The organism is Streptomyces thermospinosisporus, from assembly GCF_039526425.1.
Classification (GTDB): Bacteria; Actinomycetota; Actinomycetes; order Streptomycetales; family Streptomycetaceae; genus Streptomyces; species Streptomyces thermocarboxydovorans.
Genome location: NZ_BAAAIZ010000051.1, coordinates 12,736 through 34,273 on the forward strand (window position 1 = coordinate 12,736; position 21,538 = coordinate 34,273).

General features: G+C 69.5%; 20 protein-coding genes and 3 tRNA genes. 19 read left to right on the forward strand and 4 right to left on the reverse strand.

Features of this window, described 5'->3' with window-relative positions; genetic code table 11:
* Window positions 1-276: 276 nt before the first annotated feature.
* The gene (locus tag ABD207_RS17845; RefSeq protein ID WP_344014084.1) at window positions 277-933 is read right to left on the reverse strand and encodes an SDR family oxidoreductase; all 657 of its coding nucleotides are present in this window, start codon (window positions 931-933) and stop codon (window positions 277-279) included.
* A gap of 207 nt (window positions 934-1,140) precedes the next feature.
* On the reverse strand, window positions 1,141-2,424 hold the full coding sequence (locus ABD207_RS17850) for an amidohydrolase family protein (protein WP_344014085.1): 1,284 nt from the start codon (window positions 2,422-2,424) through the stop codon (window positions 1,141-1,143).
* Window positions 2,425-2,729: 305 nt separating this feature from the next.
* On the opposite strand from ABD207_RS17850, the gene ABD207_RS17855 reads away from it, so the two are divergent.
* The 10 genes from ABD207_RS17855 (at window position 2,730) to ABD207_RS17900 (ending at window position 9,240) form a co-directional block, all read left to right on the forward strand.
* Window positions 2,730-2,802 (forward strand) — tRNA-Thr (locus tag ABD207_RS17855).
* Between the two features lie 34 nt (window positions 2,803-2,836).
* Window positions 2,837-2,909, forward strand: a tRNA-Met gene (locus tag ABD207_RS17860).
* Window positions 2,910-3,000: 91 nt separating this feature from the next.
* Window positions 3,001-3,165 carry a 50S ribosomal protein L33 gene (gene rpmG, locus ABD207_RS17865; protein ID WP_003948671.1) on the forward strand — a complete coding sequence of 55 codons (165 nt, stop codon included), beginning with the start codon at window positions 3,001-3,003 and terminating at the stop codon, window positions 3,163-3,165.
* 239 nt (window positions 3,166-3,404) lie between these two features.
* Window positions 3,405-3,857 carry an FAS1-like dehydratase domain-containing protein gene (locus ABD207_RS17870; RefSeq protein ID WP_343997507.1) on the forward strand — a complete coding sequence of 151 codons (453 nt, stop codon included), beginning with the start codon at window positions 3,405-3,407 and terminating at the stop codon, window positions 3,855-3,857.
* Window positions 3,858-3,865: 8 nt separating this feature from the next.
* On the forward strand, window positions 3,866-4,294 hold the full coding sequence (locus ABD207_RS17875; protein ID WP_343997598.1) for a MaoC family dehydratase: 429 nt from the start codon (window positions 3,866-3,868) through the stop codon (window positions 4,292-4,294).
* 235 nt (window positions 4,295-4,529) lie between these two features.
* Window positions 4,530-5,000 carry a hemerythrin domain-containing protein gene (locus ABD207_RS17880; protein ID WP_344014086.1) on the forward strand — a complete coding sequence of 157 codons (471 nt, stop codon included), beginning with the start codon at window positions 4,530-4,532 and terminating at the stop codon, window positions 4,998-5,000.
* A 102-nt stretch (window positions 5,001-5,102) separates the two neighbouring features.
* The gene (locus tag ABD207_RS17885) at window positions 5,103-5,672 is read left to right on the forward strand and encodes a TetR/AcrR family transcriptional regulator (RefSeq protein ID WP_344014087.1); all 570 of its coding nucleotides are present in this window, start codon (window positions 5,103-5,105) and stop codon (window positions 5,670-5,672) included.
* A 96-nt stretch (window positions 5,673-5,768) separates the two neighbouring features.
* Complete coding sequence (locus ABD207_RS17890; protein ID WP_344014204.1) at window positions 5,769-7,208, forward strand: DHA2 family efflux MFS transporter permease subunit; 1,440 nt, start codon at window positions 5,769-5,771, stop codon at window positions 7,206-7,208.
* Between the two features lie 27 nt (window positions 7,209-7,235).
* Complete coding sequence (locus ABD207_RS17895) at window positions 7,236-7,616, forward strand: DUF3291 domain-containing protein (protein WP_344014088.1); 381 nt, start codon at window positions 7,236-7,238, stop codon at window positions 7,614-7,616.
* A 568-nt stretch (window positions 7,617-8,184) separates the two neighbouring features.
* Window positions 8,185-9,240: a UDP-N-acetylmuramate dehydrogenase gene (locus tag ABD207_RS17900; RefSeq protein ID WP_344014089.1), complete on the forward strand. Its 1,056-nt coding sequence runs from the start codon at window positions 8,185-8,187 to the stop codon at window positions 9,238-9,240.
* A 54-nt stretch (window positions 9,241-9,294) separates the two neighbouring features.
* Here the strand turns inward: ABD207_RS17900 and ABD207_RS17905 are convergent, their stop codons facing one another.
* Together ABD207_RS17905 and ABD207_RS17910 are read right to left on the reverse strand one after the other, a co-directional pair.
* A complete protein-coding gene (locus tag ABD207_RS17905) occupies window positions 9,295-10,335 on the reverse strand; it encodes an adenosine deaminase (protein WP_344014090.1) in 1,041 nt (346 codons plus the stop codon).
* Window positions 10,336-10,534: 199 nt separating this feature from the next.
* Window positions 10,535-11,761 (reverse strand): pyridoxal phosphate-dependent aminotransferase, encoded by a 1,227-nt coding sequence (locus tag ABD207_RS17910; protein WP_344014091.1) that lies wholly within the window; start codon window positions 11,759-11,761, stop codon window positions 10,535-10,537.
* A 283-nt stretch (window positions 11,762-12,044) separates the two neighbouring features.
* Here ABD207_RS17910 and ABD207_RS17915 point away from each other — a divergent pair.
* The 9 genes from ABD207_RS17915 to rpoB all read left to right on the forward strand — a co-directional run bounded on the left by ABD207_RS17915 (window position 12,045) and on the right by rpoB (window position 21,471).
* Window positions 12,045-12,117 (forward strand) — tRNA-Trp (locus ABD207_RS17915).
* A gap of 108 nt (window positions 12,118-12,225) precedes the next feature.
* Window positions 12,226-12,513, forward strand: coding sequence for a preprotein translocase subunit SecE (gene secE / locus ABD207_RS17920; RefSeq protein WP_167991094.1), 288 nt, complete (start codon window positions 12,226-12,228; stop codon window positions 12,511-12,513).
* Window positions 12,514-12,593: 80 nt separating this feature from the next.
* Window positions 12,594-13,454, forward strand: coding sequence for a transcription termination/antitermination protein NusG (nusG, locus tag ABD207_RS17925; RefSeq protein WP_343997513.1), 861 nt, complete (start codon window positions 12,594-12,596; stop codon window positions 13,452-13,454).
* A gap of 181 nt (window positions 13,455-13,635) precedes the next feature.
* Window positions 13,636-14,070, forward strand: a complete 435-nt coding sequence (gene rplK, locus ABD207_RS17930; RefSeq protein ID WP_028420794.1) for a 50S ribosomal protein L11 — start codon at window positions 13,636-13,638, stop codon at window positions 14,068-14,070.
* A gap of 85 nt (window positions 14,071-14,155) precedes the next feature.
* Window positions 14,156-14,881: a 50S ribosomal protein L1 gene (gene rplA / locus ABD207_RS17935; protein ID WP_344014092.1), complete on the forward strand. Its 726-nt coding sequence runs from the start codon at window positions 14,156-14,158 to the stop codon at window positions 14,879-14,881.
* Between the two features lie 229 nt (window positions 14,882-15,110).
* Window positions 15,111-16,082: an SCO4651 family lipoprotein gene (locus ABD207_RS17940; RefSeq protein ID WP_344014093.1), complete on the forward strand. Its 972-nt coding sequence runs from the start codon at window positions 15,111-15,113 to the stop codon at window positions 16,080-16,082.
* Between the two features lie 303 nt (window positions 16,083-16,385).
* Window positions 16,386-16,916, forward strand: coding sequence for a 50S ribosomal protein L10 (gene rplJ / locus ABD207_RS17945; protein ID WP_344014094.1), 531 nt, complete (start codon window positions 16,386-16,388; stop codon window positions 16,914-16,916).
* Window positions 16,917-17,031: 115 nt separating this feature from the next.
* A complete protein-coding gene (gene rplL, locus ABD207_RS17950; RefSeq protein WP_167991104.1) occupies window positions 17,032-17,424 on the forward strand; it encodes a 50S ribosomal protein L7/L12 in 393 nt (130 codons plus the stop codon).
* 561 nt (window positions 17,425-17,985) lie between these two features.
* Window positions 17,986-21,471, forward strand: coding sequence for a DNA-directed RNA polymerase subunit beta (gene rpoB / locus ABD207_RS17955; protein ID WP_344014095.1), 3,486 nt, complete (start codon window positions 17,986-17,988; stop codon window positions 21,469-21,471).
* Window positions 21,472-21,538 lie beyond the last annotated feature (67 nt).

Here is a 21,538-nt window from a genome sequence, read left to right on the forward strand (position 1 = left end):
GAGTGCGCGAATGCCGCGCAGCGCGGGAGTGCGACGTCGTGCGCCGTGCGCGAGTGCCACGCCGTGCTCCGGTCCCGCGCCGTGCGCGAGTGCCGCGCCATGCACGACTGCCCCGGCGTCCGCGAGTACCGCCGTGGGTAGGCGCCCCGGCGTCCGCGAGCACCGCCTTCGGTAGGCGCCCCGGCGTCCGCGAGCACCGCCTTCGGTAGGCGCCCCGGCGTCTGCGAGCACCGCCTTCGGTAGGCGCCCCGGCGTCTGCGAGTACCCCGCGCCCCCTCACCCGCCCGCGACCGACTTCACCGCCACCGAAATGGGCACCTTCCCGCTGATCAGCTCCAGGGTCAGCCCGGCCGTGGCCGGTGTGTCCAGCAGCTCCGCCAGTACGGCGGCCACGTCGTCGCGCGGGATCGAACCGCGACCGGTGTGCGCCTCCAGGCGGACCAGGCCGGTTCCGGGGTCGTTCGTCAGCCGGCCCGGGCGCAGGATCGTCCAGTCCAGCCCGTCCAGGTTGCGGATGTACTCGTCGGCCTCGCCCTTGGCGCGCAGGTAGACGTCGAAGACCTCGTCACCCTGGTGCGAGGGGTCGGCGCCCATGGACGACACGATCAGGAACCGCCGTACGCCCGCCCGCACCGCCGCGTCGGCGAACAGGATGGCCGCCGCCTTGTCCACCGTCTCCTTGCGAGCCGCACCGCTGCCCGGCCCCGCCCCGGCCGCGAACACCGCGCCGTCCGCGCCGGCCAGCCGCTCCGCGACCTCCTCCACCGACGCCGACTCCAGGTCCAGCACGACCGGTTCGGCGCCCCGCTGCCGCAGGTCGTCCGCCTGTTCGGGCTTGCGGATCAAGCCCACCGCCTCGTCCCCGCGCGCCGCGAGCAGCCGCTCCAGCCGCAGCGCGATCTGACCATGACCACCAGCGATGACAATGCGCATGCTTCCGACGGTACGCCCGGCCAGCGGGAATCGCCGCGCGACACAGAGCCCACTGAGTCCCGACTCAGAGCCCACAGATGCGACAGAGCCCACAGATGCGACAGAGCCCACAGGAGCCACAGAAGCGCAGAGGGTACAGAGTCCCCAGCAGCCCCGGCCCACCCCCAGCGGGACCGACGCCCCGCGGCCGGTCGCTAGGACTCGCCGCTAAGACTCTTCGCCCCGCCCCTGCCGCGGCAGCCCCGCATCCGCCGTTCCCGCCGTACCGCAGTACTCCCGCACCGCGCTGGTGCGGGCCACCACCCGCCCCCCGTGCACCACGATCCTGCTGTACGCCAGGGAGAGCACCCCGGCCAGCCCGTCCCCGCGCACCGCCAGCAGCTCCGCCGGGAAGCCGGCCTCCACGCGCACCTCGGGCAGCCCGAGGACCGCGCGGGCCGAGGTGCTCACCGCGTCGTAGGCGTCCTGGGGGGAGAGGCCGTGGCGGGAGGCGAGCAGGTACGCCGCCTCCAGGGGGTCGCCGCGGCCGACCGGGTTGGACACATCCCGCAGGGCGCCGCTCCCGGCGGCCACCCGCACCCCGGCCGCGCGCAGCAGCCGTACCGGAGCGGTGCCCCGGCGTTCCGCGCCGCCGCAGCCGCCCTGCGGCAGGCAGACCACCGAGACTCCCGCCGCGGCCAGCTGGTCCGCCGCCCGCGCCGCGACCTCGGCGGGCAGCTTGGCCAGCCCGCCGCAGGGACCGAGGGTCACCCCGGGGCGCAGTCCGCCCGCCATCGCCGCGATCCGGGCGAGCCGGGCGGGGTCGGAGGCGTCGGTGTGCAGGTCGACGGGGCAGCCGTGCTCGGAGGCGAGCTCCAGTACCGCCTCGGCATAGCCGGTGGGGTCGGGGTCGAGATCCGGACAGCCGCCGACCACCGAGGCGCCCATCTTCACCGCGTCCCGCAGCACCGCGAGCCCGTCCGCCCCTGCGACGCCGGTCAGCAGCCGGGGCACGGCCACCGTCGAGAGTTCCGCCAGCCCGCACAGCGAGCGCCGGGCCTGCAGTACGGCGGTGAGCGCGCCGAGTCCGGCCAGGTCGCCCACTCGCACCTGGGCCCGCAGCGCGGTCGCCCCGTGCCCGAGCTGCAGCAGTGCCGCCTCCGTGGCCCGGCGCTGGACGTCCCCGGGGTCGTAGGACGGGGGGCCCGCGGTGTCGGCGGACAGCGCGGTGTCGGCGTGGGCGTGCGGCTCCGCGGGTGCCGGCAGCAGCAGGTAGCCGGTGAGGTCGATCCGGCTGCCGCAGACGCGTGCGGCGGGCGCCGCGAGGCTGCCCGCCGTGCCGACCGCCTCGATGCGCCCGCCGCCCAGCCGTACGTCCACGGTCCGCCCGTCGGTGAGCCGCGCACCGCACAGCAGCAGCGGCGGCGCCGCCCCGGCGACGCCCCACGACGGCGAGGACCCCGTGAAGGGCGAGGACGAGTGGTGCGGCGGCTGCGGCTGGCTTTCGGGCATCGCACTCCCGGGCAGTGACGAGATCACACGCGAGACAAGATCACGCAGAGTGGGACGAGCCTAGGATGGCGGCCCGCCCGGGGACGGGAGGAGCGCAATAGTCGTACCGGTGTGGTCGGCCGCGCCGGGAACGTACGGCGGGAGGCGAGTGTTACTCAACGAGAGGACGAGTGGCAGCCGACGGCCACCCGACGGTCACCCGACGGCCACCCGAGGCCCCCCAATGGAAGCGCAACGGGAAGCGCAACGGGACCGGAAACGGATTTGGGCGAACGGCGGAGGACCGTGTAATGTCTTCATCGCTCGCCCCAATAGCTCAGTCGGCAGAGCGTCTCCATGGTAAGGAGAAGGTCAACGGTTCGATTCCGTTTTGGGGCTCTGGTGCACGCGTCGCTCGCGGCGCAGGCACCGCAGCGGTGTAGCTCAGTCGGTAGAGCAAGCGGCTCATAATCGCTGTGTCACCGGTTCAAGTCCGGTCACCGCTACTCTCAGTAGCCGATTGCCGGGTCGGTCCGACGATCGGCTACTCTTCATGTGCGTCAATCTCTAGTCCACCGTTCGTCAAGGAGCACTCACGTGGCTGCCACCGACGTCCGCCCGAAGATCACGCTGGCCTGCGTGGAGTGCAAGGAGCGGAACTACATCACCAAGAAGAACCGGCGTAACAACCCGGACCGTCTTGAGATGAAGAAGCACTGCCCGCGTTGCAACGCGCACACCGCGCACCGCGAGACGCGATAAACCAGGCTCGTTCGCGAGGCCGTCCCCGAAGCACTGGGGGCGGCCTCGCGTCGTTTGGCACCCGTCCGGCACCCGGCACACGGCACCCCCTCGGTGCCACCCGATGTGCCCACATGGCCCCCGTCACGTGCCACCCATGTGCGGCCGCCACCCGCCACACGTGGCACGCTTCACGCGGCCCCTCACGCATCGGCTACGACACCATCGGCTACGACACCAGACACAGGAGGCACGCGCGCATGGCGCTCGACCAGTCCTTCGTGGGGCGGAGCTACCCGCCCACCGCCCCCTACGAGGTGGGCCGGGAGAAGATCCGTGAGTTCGCCGAGGCGGTGGGCGACACCAACCCGGTCTACACGGACGCGGAGGCCGCCAAGGCGCTCGGCTACCCGGATGTGATCGCCCCGCCGACCTTCGTCTTCGCGGTCACCTTCAAGGCCGCCGGACAGGTCATCGAGGACCCGCAGCTCGGCCTGGACTACAGCCGGGTGGTGCACGGCGACCAGAAGTTCGTCTACTCCCGCCCCGTGCGCGCCGGCGACCGGCTGACGGTCACCTCCACCATCGAGGGGATCAAGTCCCTGGCCGGCAACGACATACTGGACGTCCGCGGCGAGGTGCACGACGAGGCCGGCGAGCATGTCGTGACCGCCTGGATCAAGCTGGTGGCCCGCGCGGCCGAGGAGGCGTGAGCAACACGATGACCGCAAAGATCTCCTACGCCGATGTCGAGGTCGGCACCGAGCTGCCCGCGCAGTCCTTCCCGGTGACCCGCGCCACACTGGTGCAGTACGCGGGCGCCTCCGGCGACTTCAACCCGATCCACTGGAACGAGAAGTTCGCCAAGGAGGTCGGGCTGCCCGACGTCATCGCGCACGGCATGTTCACCATGGCCGAGGCGATCCGGGTCGTGACCGACTGGACCGGCGACCCGGGCGCGGTCGTCGAGTACGGCGTCCGCTTCACCAAGCCGGTCGTCGTCCCCAACGACGACAAGGGCGCCGTCATCGAGGTCAGCGGCAAGGTCGGCGCCAAGCTCGAGGACAACAAGGTCCGCGTGGACCTCACCGTGACCAGCGCCGGCCAGAAGGTACTGGGCATGTCGCGGGCGGTCGTGCGGCTGGCGTGAGCCGCAGCCGATCAACAGCCGATCACAAGCTCCAGGGGCGTCCGCAGCGGCGGGCGCCCCTCGCCGTTCCCGACGGCCGGCCCCCTGATCCACAACCGCGAAAAGGGCTGACGGACGGGCCGCGCGCGCCGTAGGCTTCCGGCAGCGTCGCGTGCCGGTGGCAGACCGTGCCAGGCATGGAGGCGCCGGACCGAAGGAGAGCCGACGATGCACTCGTCGCACCCTTCGCTCGCGCATGACTGAGCGCGAGACGACCAGGCTGGTCGCCTGGAGGCAGGAACTGAGCCGGGTGCACACCCGGCTGCGGGAAGCGCTGGACGTCACCCGCACCGCCCTCGCCGCCGGCACCCCCGGCGAGACGGCCACCCGTGATCTGCTGCTCTACTGCCACGGCTTCTGCACGGCCCTCGACGTCCACCACCAGGGCGAGGACCGCACCCTCTTCCCGGCCATCGCTGCCGCGCACCCGGAACTCCGCCCGGTGCTGCGCGCGCTGGAGCAGGACCACTCGATGATCGCCCACCTGCTCGGCGGCCTGCGCACCGCGGTGGACCACGCGGCCCCGCCCGAGGAGCTGGAACGCCACCTCGAAGGCATCGCCGCGATCATGGAGAGCCACTTCCGCTACGAGGAGCGGCACCTGCTCGCGGTGCTCGAGACCCTGGAGCTGAAGGCCGCCCCCGAGGAGGTCCTCGGCCCCCTCTGATCCCCTCCGAACGCGGCCGCCCGCCGCATGGAAGACCGCCGCGTGCAGCTCCGGCCCATAACCCCTTGACGTAGTTAGTGATTGAGTACTAACTTACTGTCCATGGTCAGGATGAGTGCGGAAGAGCGGCGCGAGAGCGTGATCCGTGCGGCGACCGCCGAGTTCGCCCGTGGCGGCTACTACGGCACGTCGACCGAGGCGATCGCCAAGCGGGTCGGCGTCTCACAGCCGTATCTCTTCCGGCTCTTCCCGGGCAAGAAGGCGATCTTCCTCGCCGCGGCCGAGCGCTGCATCGAGGACACCATCCGTACGTTCAGCGAGGCCGCCGAAGGGCTGGAGGGCGAGGAGGCCCTGCATGCCATGGCCGACGCCTATACGCGCGTCATCGCGGAGCAGCCCGAGCGGCTGATGATGCAGATGCAGACGTATCTGGCCGTGGCCGCCGCGGAGCAGGAAGGTGACCACGAGTTCGGTGAGGCGGTGCGGGCCGGCTGGATGCGGCTGTGGGACACCGTCCATCTGCCGCTGGGGGCCGACATCGGCGAGACGACGACCTTCATGGCGTACGGAATGCTCATCAACTGCCTGGTCGCCATGGGCTTCCCGCCCGGGCACCGGGTCTGGGAAGGCGTCTACGAGTCGGCCCGGACGAAGGGCCGCCCGGAACACTGACGCGCCCGCAGGAGAGGCGGACTCCGCCTTTTCATGAGCGCAGAAGTTAGTCATCAATAACTAACAGCGACACTCCCTGGGGGAGAGATGTCAGCGATCTCACAGCAGAGCCCACGCCGAGTGGTCTGGGCGCTCGTCATCACCAGCGTCGCCGGCTTCATGGCGGCCCTCGACAACCTCGTCGTCACCACCGCCCTGCCCTCCATCCGCGAGGACCTCGGCGGCGAACTGCACGACCTGGAATGGACCGTGAGCGCCTACACGCTCACCTTCGCCGTACTCCTGATGCTCGGTGCGGCCCTCGGCGACCGCTTCGGGCGCCGCCGGATGTTCATCGCCGGCCTCTCCGTCTTCACCCTGGCCTCGGCGGCCGCGGCCATGGCCCCCGGCATCGACACCCTGATCGCCGCCCGCGCGGTGCAGGGCGCCGGAGCCGCGGTCATGATGCCGCTCACCCTCACCCTGCTGACCGCCGCCGTGCCCGAGGCCCGGCGCGGCATGGCCTACGGCATCTGGGGCGCGGTCAACGGACTGGCCGTCGCCTCCGGGCCACTGGTCGGCGGCAGCCTCACCGAGCACATCGCCTGGCAGTGGATCTTCTGGCTCAACGTCCCGCTGGGCCTCGCCCTGATCCCGCTCGCCCGGCTGCGCCTCGCCGAGTCCCATGGCACCGGAGCACCGCTCGACATACCCGGCACCCTGCTGGCCAGCGGCGGCCTCTTCGGCATCGTCTACGGGCTGGTCCGCGGGCCGGTCGACGGGTGGACCGGCGGCACGGTGCTCACCGGCCTGGTCGCCGGAGGCGCGCTGCTCGTCGCCTTCGTCCTCTACAGCATCCGCGCCAGGAACCCCATGCTGCCGATGCGGCTGTTCCGCTCCCGTGCCTTCTCCGGCATCAACGCGGCGAGCCTGCTGATGTTCCTCGGCATGTTCGGCTCGATCTTCCTGCTCAGCCAGTACCTCCAGGGCGTGCTCGGCTACTCGCCCACCGAGGCCGGGCTGCGCATGCTGCCCTGGACGGGCATGCCCATGCTGGTCGCGCCCATCGCCGGGATCCTCTCCGACCGCATCGGCGGGCGGCCGGTCGTCGCCACCGGGCTGCTCCTCCAGGCGCTCGGGCTCGCGTACTTCGCGGTGATCGTCACCGCCGACGTCTCCTACGCCACGCAGCTGCCCGCGCTGATCATCAGCGGGGTCGGCATGGCGCTGTTCTTCGCGCCGGCCTCCAACATCGTGATGTCCAGCGTGCTGCCGAAGGAGCAGGGCATCGCCTCCGGGGCCAACAACGCGCTGCGTGAGGTGGGCGGGGCGCTCGGCATCGCCGTGATGGCCTCGATCTTCTCCGCGCAGGGCGGCTACGAGACGCCGCAGGCCTTTGTCGACGGGCTGCGGCCGGCCCTGGTGGTGGGGGCGGCGGCCGTCGGCCTCGCGGCCGTGGCGGCGCTGGTCGTGCCGGGGCGCAAGGCGGGGCGCCCGAGTGAACCCCCGGCCGCCGGCCGTCCGGCCGAGCAGGTTCTGGAATCCACGACCGCCTGAACGGGCGGAACCCAAAGGAGCACGATCATGCCTACTCTTCCCTGGACCGTTCCGAACACTCCGCCGGCCGGTGCCGAGGCGCATGTCTTCGCCTCGCGGTTCGAGACGAAGTCGCTGTGGGGGGCGCTGAAGTTCTTCTTCAGGACGCCTGGTGTGTGGCGCCAGGTGAGCAGGGCGCCGGGGGCGTACGGGGCGACGCTGAAGGCGGAGGTGTTCAAGCGCACCTTCTGGACTCTTTCGGCCTGGGAGTCGTCGAAGGCGCTCGGTGAGTTCGCTCGGTCTGCGCCGCATGCGGGTACTTCTCGGGGGCTGGCTGGGCAGATGCGGGAGGCGAAGTTCGTCAGCTGGACGGCGAAGGGCGGTGAGCTGCCGGTGGAGTGGGAGGAGGCGCAGCGGCGTCTGAATTGAGGGGGTGGGCTGTGCGGTGTGCCTGCGGCGCTGCGGGGTCCGACCTTCCTAGGGCACCCGGGGTGGGTGCTGGGCGGGGGTGGGTTGCGCTAGCCCCGCTGGAGGGGTGCCCCCACTCTCGGCTGCGCTCGAGCGGGGGCACCCCCATCGCCCACCCTCCCCCACTCTCGACTTCGCTCGAGCGGGGGGACCCCCATCGCCCCAGCGGCACGACTGCCCGCAGCTACGGCAGTCGCGCACGGCGCGCGAGCGAAGTCGGCCGTAGGCGGCCGCGGACGCGCGCGGCGGGGAGGGGTCGGGGTGGTGGTGTCCGCCCGCAGCGGCTGGCGCGTCCGCGCCAGTAGTCGAAAAGTGACCGATTTCGCGCCAGACCGAGGACGGATACCACCACCCCGGCCCCGACTCACTCACCGGCAGTAGGCGCTACGCGCACCCCCCACCGGAGGAGCAGTTGCGCCGCAGGCATGGCCACGCGAACCCCCACCCACCTCCAGCCACAGTCGACGCGCACCCCCACCCACCCGGCCCCGTAGGTCTCAGCGACCAGCGCCCCCGTACGCTTGGCGGCGTGCAGGAACTCTTTGATGCCCCGCTCGCCCCGCTGACCACCTTCCGGCTGGGCGGACCCGCCGCCCGCCTGGTCACCGCGACGACCGACGACGAGGTGATCTCCGTCGTCCGCGAGGCCGACGACACCGGCACCCCGCTCCTCATCATCGGCGGCGGCTCCAACCTCGTCATCGGCGACAAGGGCTTCGACGGCACCGCCCTGGTCATCGCCACCAAGGGCTTCACCCTCGACGGCACCCGCCTGGAACTCGCCGCCGGCGAGGTCTGGACCGACGCCGTGGCCCGCACCGTGGAGGCCGGCCTCGCCGGCATCGAGTGCCTGTCCGGCATCCCCGGCTCCGCCGGAGCCACCCCCATCCAGAACGTCGGCGCCTACGGCCAGGAGGTCTCCTCCACGATCACCGAGGTGATCGCCTACGACCGCCGCACCCGCGAGACGGTCACCCTCTCCAACGCCGACTGCGCCTTCTCCTACCGCCACAGCCGCTTCAAGGGCGACCCCACCCGCTACGTCGTCCTGCGCGTCCGCTTCGACCTGGAGGACGCCGGCGGCCTCTCCGGCCCGATCCGGTACGCCGAGACCGCCCGCGCCCTCGGCGTGGAACCCGGCGACCGCGTCCCCCTCGCCACGGCCCGCGAGACCGTGCTCAAGCTGCGCGCCGGCAAGGGCATGGTCCTCGACCCCGAGGACCACGACACCTGGTCGGCCGGCTCCTTCTTCACCAACCCGATCCTCACCGACGACGAGTTCCAGGCGTTCCGCACCCGCGTGAAGCAGCACCTCGGCCCCGACGCCGAGCCCCCCGCCTACCCGGCCGGCGACGGACACACCAAGACCTCCGCCGCCTGGCTCATCGACAAGGCAGGCTTCACCAAGGGCTACGGCGAGGGCCCCGCCCGCATCTCCACCAAGCACACCCTCGCCCTGACCAACCGAGGCAACGCCACCACCGAGGACCTGCTGGCCCTCGCCCGCGAGGTGGTCACCGGCGTCCGCGGCACCTTCGGGATCACCCTGGTCAACGAGCCGGTGACGGTGGGCGTCAGCCTCTGAACCCTGGGCGTCAGCCTCTGGAGAGCCCCCCTCCTCCAGAAAGACCCCGCAAGCTCAGGCGAGCGGCGTGTTGAGCCAGTCGTCGATCCCGGACAGCAGCTTCGCCTTCACGTCCTCCGGAGCCACCGACCCCCGCACCGACTGCCGGGCCAGCTCCGCCAGCTCCGCGTCCGAGAACCCGTGGTGCCGCCGCGCGATCTCGTACTGCGCCGCCAGCCGCGACCCGAACAGCAGCGGATCATCGGCGCCCAGAGCCAGCGGCACCCCCGCGTCGAACAGCGTCCGCAGCGGAACGTCCTGCGGCTTCTCGTACACCCCCAGCGCCACGTTCGACGCCGGGCACACCTCGCACGTCACCTGCCGGTCCGCCAGCCGCTGCAGCAGCCGCGGGTCCTCCGCGGCCCGCACCCCGTGACCGATCCGGTCGGCCTCCAGGTCGTCCAGGCAGTCCCGCACCGACGCGGGCCCGGTCAGCTCGCCCCCGTGCGGCGCCGACAGCAGCCCGCCCTCGCGCGCGATGGCGAACGCCCGGTCGAAGTCGCGGGCCAGGCCGCGCCGCTCGTCGTTGGAGAGCCCGAACCCGATCACTCCCCGGTCCGCGTACCGCACCGCCAGCCGGGCCAGGGTGCGCGCGTCCAGCGGGTGCTTCATCCGGTTGGCGGCCACCAGGACCCGGATCCCGAGGCCGGTGTCCCGCATCGCCGCGTCCACCGCGTCCAGGATGATCTCCAGCGCCGGGATCAGCCCGCCGAGCCGGGGCGCGTACGAGGTCGGGTCGACCTGGATCTCCAGCCAGCCGGAGCCGTCCTGCAGATCCTCCTCCGCAGCCTCCCGCACCAGGCGCCGGATGTCGTCCGGCTCGCGCAGGCAGGAGCGGGCGGCGTCGTACAGCCGCTGGAAGCGGAACCAGCCCCGCTCGTCGGTGGCCCGCAGCCGGGGCGGCTCCCCGCTGATCAGCGCGTCGGTCAGCGTCTCGGGCAGGCGCACACCGTACTTGTCGGCCAGTTCCAGCAGGGTGGCGGGCCGCATCGACCCGGTGAAGTGCAGGTGCAGATGGGCCTTCGGAAGCTCAGAGAGATCACGTACACGCTCCATCCCAGGATCCTGCCGCACGCCCCGCCCGCCCCGGTAGCGCTTTCCCCATACGTGGTCTTGCTCGCACAAACGACCCCCCTGACGTGAACGCACCCCTGCCCGTACCCCCACGACCCACGACAAAGGGCGCCCGGGAAACCCGGGCGCCCAAGCCGCACAGAACCGGAACCGGACCGGAACCTCAGTCCCGCCGGTCCCGTCAGTCCCGCGCCTCCGCCAGCAGCTTCTGGATCCGCGAGACCCCCTCGACGAGGTCCTCGTCCCCCAGCGCGTACGACAGCCGCAGATACCCGGGCGTGCCGAACGCCTCACCCGGCACCACCGCGACCTCGGCCTCCTCCAGGATGAGCGCCGCCAGCTCCACCGTGTTCTGCGGACGCCTGCCCCGGATCTCCTTGCCGATCAGCGCCTTCACCGACGGGTAGGCGTAGAACGCGCCCTCCGGCTCCGGGCAGACCACGCCGTCGATCTCGTTGAGCATCCGCACGATGGTCTTGCGGCGCCGGTCGAACGCCTCCCGCATCTTCGCCACCGCCTCCAGGTCGCCGGAGACCGCGGCCAGCGCCGCCGCCTGCGCCACGTTGGAGACGTTGGAGGTGGCGTGCGACTGCAGGTTGGTCGCCGCCTTGACGACGTCCTTCGGGCCGATGATCCAGCCCACGCGCCAGCCGGTCATCGCGTACGTCTTGGCCACACCGTTGACCACGATGCACTTGTCGCGCAGCTCGGGCAGCAGCGCGGGCAGCGAGACGGAGACCGCGTCGCCGTAGACCAGGTGCTCGTAGATCTCGTCGGTCAGCACCCACAGCCCGTGCTCGACGGCCCAGCGGCCGATCGCCTCGGTCTCGGCCTCGCTGTAGACGGCGCCGGTCGGGTTGGAGGGGGAGACGAACAGGACGACCTTGGTCTTCTCGGTGCGGGCGGCCTCGAGCTGCTCCACGGTGACCCGGTAGCCGGTCGTCTCGTCGGCGACCACCTCGACCGGCACACCGCCGGCCAGCCGGATCGACTCGGGGTACGTCGTCCAGTACGGCGCGGGCACGATGACCTCGTCGCCCGGGTCCAGGATCGCGGCGAAGGCCTCGTAGATGGCCTGCTTGCCGCCGTTGGTGACCAGGATCTGCGAGGCGTCCACCTCGTAGCCGGAGTCGCGCAGCGTCTTCGCGGCGATCGCGTTCTTCAGCTCGGGCAGGCCGCCGGCCGGGGTGTAGCGGTGGTACTTCGGGTTCTTGCAGGCCTCGATCGCGGCCTCGACGATGTAGTCCGGAGTCGGGAAGTCGGGCTCACCGGCACCGAAGCCGATCACCGGCCGCCCGGCGGCCTTGAGGGCCTTGGCCTTGGCGTCCACGGCGAGAGTGGCGGACTCGGAGATCGCGCCGATGCGGGCGGAGACCCGGCGCTCGGTGGGAGGGGTTGCAGCGCTCATGGGCCCATCGTTTCAGACCGGAAACCGGCACGGCACCGGGGTTTCACAGACTGAACAGGACCGGGCAAACCCTGAACATCCGTCCGGATCGGCCGCCCGTGAGCGGCGTCGATGTATGTGATCCGTACGTGATCTTCGCCCCGGGCGGCCCACCGCCGGAGGTATCTGTTCGACGCCCGGCCGCAGACCACGTACACTCTCACCTCGTTGGCCTCCAGCAGCCCGCGATCATCCGGTGCACACCTAGCATCCGGTTGGATGCGGTACGTTGGGGAACACACAAAGGGTCGTAGCTCAATTGGTAGAGCACTGGTCTCCAAAACCAGCGGTTGGGGGTTCAAGTCCCTCCGGCCCTGCTACACACACCTTCGCCAGGATGTGTGCGCATGTACGTACAGCTATGCACCGCCGTGCGGCTCAGACCGGGCGCGGCACGGCCACGACCCGGAATCAGGTGAGGACGAGTGACGGACGCCGTGGGCTCCATCGACATGCCTGATGCCCAGGACGAGGCGCCGGACTCCAGGAAGAAGCCCCGTAAGGGCGGCAAGCGAGCCAAGAAGGGCCCGCTGAAGCGGCTCGCGCTCTTCTACCGTCAGATCGTTGCTGAGCTCCGCAAGGTCGTCTGGCCCACCCGCAACCAGCTGACGTCGTACACGACCGCAGTGATCATCTTCGTCGTCATCATGATCGGCCTGATCACCCTGTTCGACTATGGCCTCAGCAACGCCGCCAAGTACGTCTTCGGCTGAGCCGAGAGCGAAGGGCGCCGAGGTACCCGGCGCCCCTTTCGCGTGTTCCACCCCTCTGTATCCAGGAAGAAGCAGCCACCGTGTCTGACCCGAACGTGAACGACGCCGTTGAGCCTCGCGGCGAGGGGGCCGAGTTCGTCGTCGAGGACGAGCTCGAGACTGCCAAGGGCGCGGACAGCGAGGACACCGCGGCCTCGGAGGAGGCCGGGGCTGCGGACGCCGCCGCGGACGAGGCCGGCACCGAGGAGACCGAGGCTGCCGAGGCTGAGGCCGCCGAGGGCGAGGCGGGCGAGGAAGCCGCCGAGGAAGAGGCCGAGGACGAGCGCGACCCCGTCGAGAAGCTCCGCGAGGAGCTGCGGGGCCTGCCCGGCGAGTGGTACGTCATCCACACCTACGCCGGTTACGAGAACCGGGTGAAGACCAACCTCGAGCAGCGCGCCGTCTCGCTGAACGTCGAGGACTACATCTTCCAGGCCGAGGTGCCGCAGGAAGAGGTCGTCCAGATCAAGAACGGCGAGCGCAAGACGATCAAGCAGAACAAGCTGCCGGGCTACGTCCTGGTCCGGATGGATCTGACGAACGAGTCCTGGGGCGTCGTGCGCAACACGCCGGGTGTCACCGGCTTCGTCGGCAACGCCTACGACCCGTACCCGCTGACCCTGGACGAGATCGTCAAGATGCTCGCCCCGGAGGCCGAGGAGAAGGCCGCCCGGGAGGCCGCCGAGGCCGAGGGCAAGCCGGCTCCGCAGCGCAAGGTCGAGGTCCAGGTGCTGGACTTCGAGGTGGGCGACTCGGTCACCGTCACCGACGGCCCGTTCGCCACGCTGCAGGCGACCATCAACGAGATCAACCCCGACTCGAAGAAGGTCAAGGGCCTGGTGGAGATCTTCGGCCGCGAGACGCCCGTCGAGCTGTCGTTCGACCAGATCCAGAAGAACTGAGCGCGCTCAGTACTTTCTGGACGTACTACTTCCGAGCAGGTCAGACAGGCGCTCGCGTCTCGTCTGACCTGCTCGGTTTTTGGCCGCGCATCTCTACCCGTTAAAGTTGCGCGGTATGCCTGCGTCCGGGTGGTCCCCGATGACGCGGGCAGGACCCGAATGCGAAAGGACCCGGAGAGCCATGCCTCCCAAGAAGAAGAAGGTCACGGGGCTCATCAAGCTCCAGATCCAGGCCGGTGCCGCCAACCCGGCCCCGCCGGTCGGCCCCGCGCTGGGTCAGCACGGCGTGAACATCATGGAGTTCTGCAAGGCCTACAACGCCGCGACCGAGTCGCAGCGCGGTTGGGTCATCCCGGTGGAGATCACGGTCTACGAGGACCGTTCCTTCACCTTCATCACCAAGACCCCGCCGGCCGCCAAGATGATCCTCAAGGCCGCGGGCGTGGAGAAGGGCTCCGGCGAGCCGCACAAGACCAAGGTCGCCAAGATCACCCGCGACCAGGTCCGTGAGATCGCCCAGACCAAGATGCCCGACCTCAACGCCAACGACCTGGACGCCGCCGAGAAGATCATCGCCGGCACCGCCCGTTCCATGGGCGTCACGGTCGAGGGCTGACCTCCACCTCCCCAAGCCACCACAGAAGTGTGGAAGGGCCTGCTCGGCCCGGACCACAACTCCTAAGAACCTCCAGGAGCTTTAAGTGAGCAAGCGCAGCAAGGCTCTCCGCGCTGCGGACGCCAAGGTCAACCGGGAAAAGCTCTACGCCCCGCTTGAGGCCGTCCGTCTCGCCAAGGAGACCTCCACGACCAAGTTCGACGCCACCGTCGAGGTCGCCTTCCGCCTGGGTGTCGACCCGCGCAAGGCCGACCAGATGGTCCGTGGCACCGTGAACCTCCCGCACGGCACCGGTAAGACCGCCCGGGTCCTGGTCTTCGCGACCGGCGACCGTGCCGAGGCCGCGCGTGCCGCGGGCGCCGATATCGTCGGCGCCGACGAGCTGATCGACGAGGTCTCGAAGGGCCGTCTGGACTTCGACGCCGTCGTCGCCACCCCGGACCTCATGGGCAAGGTCGGCCGCCTCGGCCGCGTGCTCGGTCCCCGTGGTCTGATGCCGAACCCCAAGACCGGCACCGTGACCCCGGACGTCGCCAAGGCTGTCAACGACATCAAGGGCGGCAAGATCGAGTTCCGTGTCGACAAGCACGCGAACCTGCACTTCATCATCGGCAAGACGTCGTTCGACGACACCCAGCTGGTGGAGAACTACGCCGCCGCGCTGGAGGAGATCCTCCGTCTGAAGCCGTCGGCCGCCAAGGGGCGCTACATCAAGAAGGCCGCCATCACCACCACGATGGGCCCCGGCATTCCGGTCGACCCGAACCGCACCCGCAACCTCCTCGTCGAGGAGGACCCGGCCGCGGCCTGAGCCCGGCCGGTCCGCGCGCGCTGTGAAGCCCGCCCCCACGCCCGCCAGGGCGAGGGGGCGGGTTTTTTCCTGCGCCTGTGTCAGCGCGGTGCGTTAACGTTCCAGGCATTGATCCGAGGTGCGTGCACGGCGCAGGGAGACGCGTGCACGGCGCGGGACACAGCAGATACAGCAGATACAGCAGATACAGCTGGGCAGAGACAGCTGGAAGAAACACAGGGGGGAATTCATGGCCATGTCCGCATGGAAGCGCGCAGGTGTCTGTCTGACGGCAGCGGCCGTCGTGGCGGGGGTCGCGGGCTGCCAGGACGGTGACGGGGGCGGGAAGAAGGCGGCGGGCTCCTCGGACTCCGGGGCCAGGTCGCAGAGCAGCATGACCGAGGTGCTGCAGGCCGCCTACAGGAAGACCTCCGAGGTCAAGTCAGCCAAGGTGCGGATCACCATGGCCATGCCGGCCGCGGCGGGCGGCGGCACCACGGAGATCTCGGGTGTCCAGGGCTGGGACCCGGGCGTCATGGACGTCACCATGAGGGGCTCCGCGCTCGCCGCCGGCGACCCGGAGGCGCCCGAGCAGATGCGCATGATCATGCTCGACGACGTCATGTACATGAACATGGGCGCCAAGCAGGTCGCCGAGATGGACGGCAAGCACTGGATGAAGATGGACTTCGGCGCACTGGCCGAGAAGTCCGGTGACGCCGACGCGCAGCGGCAGATGACCCAGAGCCTGCAGAACATGAACCAGGACCCGGCCCAGCAGCTCGCCCTGCTGCTGGAGTCGCCCAACCTCAAGCACGTCGGCCCGGAGAAGGCCGACGGCGTCGACACGGAGCACTACAAGGGCACGCTGAGCGTCCAGGAGATGCTGGAGGCCAACCAGGGCGCCGAGAGCATGCTCTCGAAGAAGGAGCGCCAGGAGCTGGTCGACGGCCTGGAGAAGGCCGGCATGAAGGGCTACGACACCGAGGTCTGGGTCAACGAGGACGACCTGCCGGTGAAGATGGTCGTCGGGATGAAGTTCCCGCAGGGCACGATGAAGATGACGGCCCACTACTCCGACTACGGCGCGAAGGCCGACGTCCAGGCCCCGCCGGCCGGCGACACCTTCGACTTCATGGAGATGCTCGAGGAGCTGGAGCGCCTCGGCGGTGAGTCCGGTGCGGGCCTCGGTGAGGAGTCCGGTGCGGACCTGGGGGCCTGAGCCCCTTGCAGCCCCCGTCCGGCCGATTTGCCTGACGACGATCCGGTCACGTACTCTTCCACGGAAGCCAAAGACCGCTGGTCGTTGCCGTGCGCTCGTAAGAGGGCTCGGTGGCCGAAGGATCCGCTGAACTGCGGACGACCCGCGCAGGTGACAGTGGAAGAGTTCCCGTGACTCGCCGCCCCGTGCGTCGAGGAAGCGGTTGAGCTACGCCCCGTGTGCCTGCGCCCGGGGCGTTTCGTTTTCCCCAGTCCTCCTTCGGGTCCGCGCGGTCCGAATCACCCGGAAGGAGGCCGAGGCTCTATGGCGAGGCCCGACAAGGCTGCCGCGGTTGCCGAGCTGACGGACAAGTTCCGCAACTCCAACGCCGCCGTGCTGACCGAGTACCGCGGTCTCACCGTGGCGCAGCTCAAGACGCTGCGTCGTTCGCTCGGTGAGAACGCCCAGTACTCCGTGGTGAAGAACACGCTGACCAAGATTGCGGCCAACGAGGCCGGGATCACGCTGGACGACCAGCTCTTCGCTGGTCCGACGGCCGTCGCCTTCGTCACCGGTGACCCGGTGGAGTCGGCGAAGGGTCTTCGTGACTTCGCCAAGGAGAACCCGAATCTCGTCATCAAGGGCGGTGTCCTTGACGGCAAGGCGCTGTCCGCCGACGAGATCAAGAAGCTTGCGGACCTCGAGTCCCGCGAGGTTCTGCTCAGCAAGCTGGCCGGTGCCTTCAAGGCGAAGCAGTCCCAGGCTGCCTCCGTCTTCCAGGCGCTGCCCTCGAAGCTCGTCCGCACCGTCGACGCGCTTCGTGCCAAGCAGGCCGAGCAGGGCGGTGCCGAGTAATTCGGCTCGCTTTCCGATCCTCGCTGCATGAGGCGAGGGTCGATGCGGGCCCGACGTACGCCCGCCTCACCCAGTACATCCGGCACCTGCCGATTTAGTGGAAGGACCCGCCACCATGGCGAAGCTCACCCAGGACGAGCTGCTGGCCCAGTTCGAGGAGATGACCCTCATCGAGCTCTCCGAGTTCGTGAAGGCCTTCGAGGAGAAGTTCGACGTCACCGCCGCCGCGGCCGCTCCGGTCGTCATGGCCGGTGGCGCTGCTCAGGGCGGCGGCGAGGCCGGCGCTGCTGAGGAGAAGGACGAGTTCGACGTCATCCTCACCGGTGCCGGCGACAAGAAGATCCAGGTCATCAAGGTCGTGCGCGAGCTGACCTCCCTGGGCCTGAAGGAGGCCAAGGACCTGGTCGACGGCACCCCGAAGCCGGTTCTCGAGAAGGTCAACAAGGAGGCCGCCGACAAGGCCAAGGAGGCCCTCGAGGGCGCCGGCGCCTCGGTCGAGGTCAAGTAAGACCTTGTCGCACAGGGTCTCGTAGGGGCCTTGTAACGCTGCAGGACCGAAGAGCGATCATCCAACCGGGTGGTCGCTCTTCGGCGTTCCGGCGGGCGTCCCCGTGGTTGCCTTGCACGCCCGGTGACGGGGGGTATGGTGATCATCGTCGTCTCTTCGGGCGTCTCGGTTCGGGCAGTTCGGGCAAGGGGGCCTTGACGAACCGCACGCAGCGCGCAATTCTCAGGACGCGTCGTCACAAGGATCCGAATCCGAGGCATGGATCGACGACGAAGAGGGCAGTATCAACGTGCATTGAGGGCAGGCATGCCGAGGGCGTTGAGAACAACGAGGGTCGTGAAAACCCGCACTGGACATCAGTGTGCCGAGTGGCTACACTGACCCTTTGCGCTGCCTGTTAGCTGCCCCCTGCCCGTCACCAGGGGTCTGCCCTCGCCTCAGCACCGACGTACAGAACGCCTCTGACCTGGCCTTTCGGTCACGTCAGAAGGAGTCTGTCCCGGGGCACGGTGGGGGACCGGTACGCGCGTAGTGAGTCCGAGCCCTCGGAAGGACCCCCTCTTGGCCGCCTCGCGCAACGCCTCGACCGCGAATACGAACAACGGCGCCAGCACCGCCCCGCTGCGCATCTCCTTTGCAAAGATCAAGGAGCCCCTCGAGGTTCCGAACCTTCTCGCGCTCCAGACCGAGAGCTTCGACTGGCTGCTCGGCAACGACGCGTGGAAGGCTCGCGTCGAGGAGGCTCTCGAGAACGGTCAGGACGTCCCCACCAAGTCCGGTCTGGAGGAGATCTTCGAGGAGATCTCTCCGATCGAGGACTTCTCCGGGTCGATGTCGCTGACCTTCCGTGACCATCGCTTCGAGCCGCCGAAGAACAGCATCGACGAGTGCAAGGAGCGCGACTTCACCTACGCGGCTCCGCTCTTCGTCACCGCCGAGTTCACCAACAACGAGACCGGCGAGATCAAGTCCCAGACCGTCTTCATGGGCGACTTCCCGCTCATGACGAACAAGGGCACCTTCGTCATCAACGGCACCGAGCGTGTCGTGGTGTCGCAGCTGGTCCGTTCGCCTGGTGTCTACTTCGACTCCAGCATCGACAAGACCTCGGACAAGGACATCTTCTCCGCCAAGATCATCCCCTCCCGGGGTGCCTGGCTGGAGATGGAGATCGACAAGCGCGACATGGTCGGTGTGCGCATCGACCGCAAGCGCAAGCAGTCCGTCACCGTGCTGCTCAAGGCGCTCGGCTGGACCACCGAGCAGATCCTGGAGGAGTTCGGCGAGTACGAGTCGATGCGCGCCACCCTGGAGAAGGACCACACCCAGGGCCAGGACGACGCACTGCTCGACATCTACCGCAAGCTGCGTCCGGGCGAGCCCCCCACGCGTGAGGCCGCGCAGACGCTGCTGGAGAACCTCTACTTCAACCCCAAGCGCTACGACCTCGCCAAGGTCGGCCGCTACAAGGTCAACAAGAAGCTGGGTACGGACACCCCGCTGGACGCGGGCATCCTGACCGTCGAGGACATCATCGCGACGATCAAGTACCTGGTGAAGCTGCACGCCGGCGAGACCGAGACGGTCGGCGACAACGGCGAGACGGTCGTCGTCGAGACCGACGACATCGACCACTTCGGCAACCGCCGTCTGCGCAGCGTCGGCGAGCTCATCCAGAACCAGGTCCGCACGGGTCTGGCCCGGATGGAGCGCGTCGTGCGCGAGCGCATGACCACGCAGGACGTCGAGGCGATCACGCCGCAGACCCTGATCAACATCCGGCCGGTCGTCGCCTCCATCAAGGAGTTCTTCGGCACCAGCCAGCTGTCCCAGTTCATGGACCAGAACAACCCGCTGTCCGGGCTGACGCACAAGCGTCGTCTGTCCGCGCTCGGCCCGGGTGGTCTCTCCCGTGAGCGGGCCGGCTTCGAGGTCCGTGACGTGCACCCCTCGCACTACGGCCGCATGTGCCCGATCGAGACGCCGGAAGGCCCGAACATCGGTCTGATCGGCTCGCTCGCCACCTACGGCCGGGTCAACGCCTTCGGTTTCGTCGAGACGCCGTACCGCAAGGTCGTCGACGGCCAGGTCACCGACGAGGTGAACTACCTGACCGCCGACGAGGAGGACCGCTACGTCATCGCGCAGGCCAACGCGCCGCTCACCGACGACCTGCGGTTCGCCGAGAACCGCGTGCTGGTCCGCCGCAAGGGCGGCGAGGTCGACTACGTCGGCCCCGAGGACGTGGACTACATGGACGTCTCGCCGCGCCAGATGGTGTCGGTCGCGACCGCCATGATCCCCTTCCTGGAGCACGACGACGCCAACCGTGCCCTCATGGGCGCGAACATGATGCGCCAGGCCGTTCCGCTGATCCAGGCGGAGGCCCCGCTCGTCGGCACCGGCATGGAGTACCGCTCCGCCGTCGACGCCGGCGACGTCGTCAAGGCCGAGAAGTCCGGTGTGGTCCAGGAGGTCTCCGCGGACTACATCACCACCGCCAACGACGACGGCACGTACATCACGTACCGCCTGGCCAAGTTCGCCCGCTCCAACCAGGGCACCTCGGTCAACCAGAAGGTCATCGTCTCCGAGGGCGACCGCGTCGTCGAGGGGCAGGTCCTGGCCGACGGCCCGGCCACCCAGAACGGCGAGATGGCGCTCGGCAAGAACCTCCTGGTCGCGTTCATGCCGTGGGAGGGCCACAACTACGAGGACGCGATCATCCTGTCGCAGCGCCTCGTGCAGGACGACGTCCTCTCCTCGATCCACATCGAGGAGCACGAGGTCGACGCCCGTGACACCAAGCTCGGCCCCGAGGAGATCACCCGGGACATCCCGAACGTCTCCGAGGAGGTCCTCGCCGACCTCGACGAGCGCGGCATCATCCGCATCGGTGCCGAGGTCATCGCCGGCGACATCCTCGTCGGCAAGGTCACCCCGAAGGGTGAGACCGAGCTGACCCCCGAGGAGCGCCTGCTGCGCGCGATCTTCGGTGAGAAGGCCCGTGAGGTCCGTGACACCTCGCTGAAGGTGCCGCACGGCGAGACCGGCAAGGTCATCGGCGTGCGCGTCTTCGACCGCGAGGAGGGCGACGAGCTGCCGCCGGGCGTGAACCAGCTGGTCCGCGTCTACGTCGCGCAGAAGCGCAAGATCACCGACGGTGACAAGCTCGCCGGCCGCCACGGCAACAAGGGCGTCATCTCCAAGATCCTGCCGATCGAGGACATGCCGTTCCTGGAGGACGGCACCCCGGTCGACATCATCCTCAACCCGCTGGGTGTGCCGTCCCGCATGAACCCGGGACAGGTCCTGGAGATCCACCTCGGCTGGCTCGCCAGCCAGGGCTGGGACGTCTCCGGCCTCCAGGAGGAGTGGGCCAAGCGCCTCCAGGCGATCGGAGCCGACCGCGTCGAGCCGCGCACCAACGTGGCCACCCCGGTCTTCGACGGTGCCCGCGAGGACGAGCTCGCCGGTCTGCTGGAGCACACCATGCCCAACCGCGACGGCGACCGCCTGGTGCTGCCGTCCGGCAAGGCGCGGCTGTTCGACGGCCGCTCCGGTGAGCCGTTCCCGGACCCGATCTCCGTCGGGTACATGTACATCCTCAAGCTGCACCACCTGGTCGACGACAAGCTGCACGCCCGCTCGACCGGTCCGTACTCGATGATCACCCAGCAGCCGCTGGGCGGTAAGGCCCAGTTCGGTGGCCAGCGGTTCGGCGAGATGGAGGTGTGGGCACTCGAGGCGTACGGCGCCGCCTACGCCCTCCAGGAGCTGCTGACCATCAAGTCCGACGACGTCACCGGCCGCGTGAAGGTCTACGAGGCCATCGTCAAGGGCGAGAACATCCCCGAACCCGGCATCCCCGAGTCCTTCAAGGTGCTCATCAAGGAGATGCAGTCGCTCTGCCTGAACGTGGAGGTGCTGTCCAGCGACGGTATGTCCATCGAGATGCGTGACACCGACGAGGACGTCTTCCGCGCAGCGGAGGAGCTCGGTATCGACCTGTCCCGGCGCGAGCCGAGCAGCGTCGAAGAGGTCTGACGGGAGTCCGGCGGCCTTCCCACAGGAGGCCGCCGGCCCCAGGACCCCCGTTTCAGACCACAGACTT

What these genes read in the sequence shown, in the direction of transcription:
- ABD207_RS17845 (WP_344014084.1), bottom strand. Translation starts at nt 933, where the DNA reads ATGCGCATTGTCATCGCTGGTGGTCATGGTCAGATCGCGCTGCGGCTG.
- ABD207_RS17850 (WP_344014085.1), bottom strand. Translation starts at nt 2,424, where the DNA reads ATGCCCGAAAGCCAGCCGCAGCCGCCGCACCACTCGTCCTCGCCCTTC.
- ABD207_RS17870 (WP_343997507.1), top strand. Translation starts at nt 3,405, where the DNA reads ATGGCGCTCGACCAGTCCTTCGTGGGGCGGAGCTACCCGCCCACCGCC.
- ABD207_RS17875 (WP_343997598.1), top strand. Translation starts at nt 3,866, where the DNA reads ATGACCGCAAAGATCTCCTACGCCGATGTCGAGGTCGGCACCGAGCTG.
- ABD207_RS17880 (WP_344014086.1), top strand. Translation starts at nt 4,530, where the DNA reads ATGACTGAGCGCGAGACGACCAGGCTGGTCGCCTGGAGGCAGGAACTG.
- ABD207_RS17885 (WP_344014087.1), top strand. Translation starts at nt 5,103, where the DNA reads ATGGTCAGGATGAGTGCGGAAGAGCGGCGCGAGAGCGTGATCCGTGCG.
- ABD207_RS17895 (WP_344014088.1), top strand. Translation starts at nt 7,236, where the DNA reads ATGCCTACTCTTCCCTGGACCGTTCCGAACACTCCGCCGGCCGGTGCC.
- ABD207_RS17905 (WP_344014090.1), bottom strand. Translation starts at nt 10,335, where the DNA reads ATGGAGCGTGTACGTGATCTCTCTGAGCTTCCGAAGGCCCATCTGCAC.
- ABD207_RS17910 (WP_344014091.1), bottom strand. Translation starts at nt 11,761, where the DNA reads ATGAGCGCTGCAACCCCTCCCACCGAGCGCCGGGTCTCCGCCCGCATC.
- rplK (WP_028420794.1), top strand. Translation starts at nt 13,636, where the DNA reads ATGCCTCCCAAGAAGAAGAAGGTCACGGGGCTCATCAAGCTCCAGATC.
- ABD207_RS17940 (WP_344014093.1), top strand. Translation starts at nt 15,111, where the DNA reads ATGGCCATGTCCGCATGGAAGCGCGCAGGTGTCTGTCTGACGGCAGCG.
- rplJ (WP_344014094.1), top strand. Translation starts at nt 16,386, where the DNA reads ATGGCGAGGCCCGACAAGGCTGCCGCGGTTGCCGAGCTGACGGACAAG.
- rplL (WP_167991104.1), top strand. Translation starts at nt 17,032, where the DNA reads ATGGCGAAGCTCACCCAGGACGAGCTGCTGGCCCAGTTCGAGGAGATG.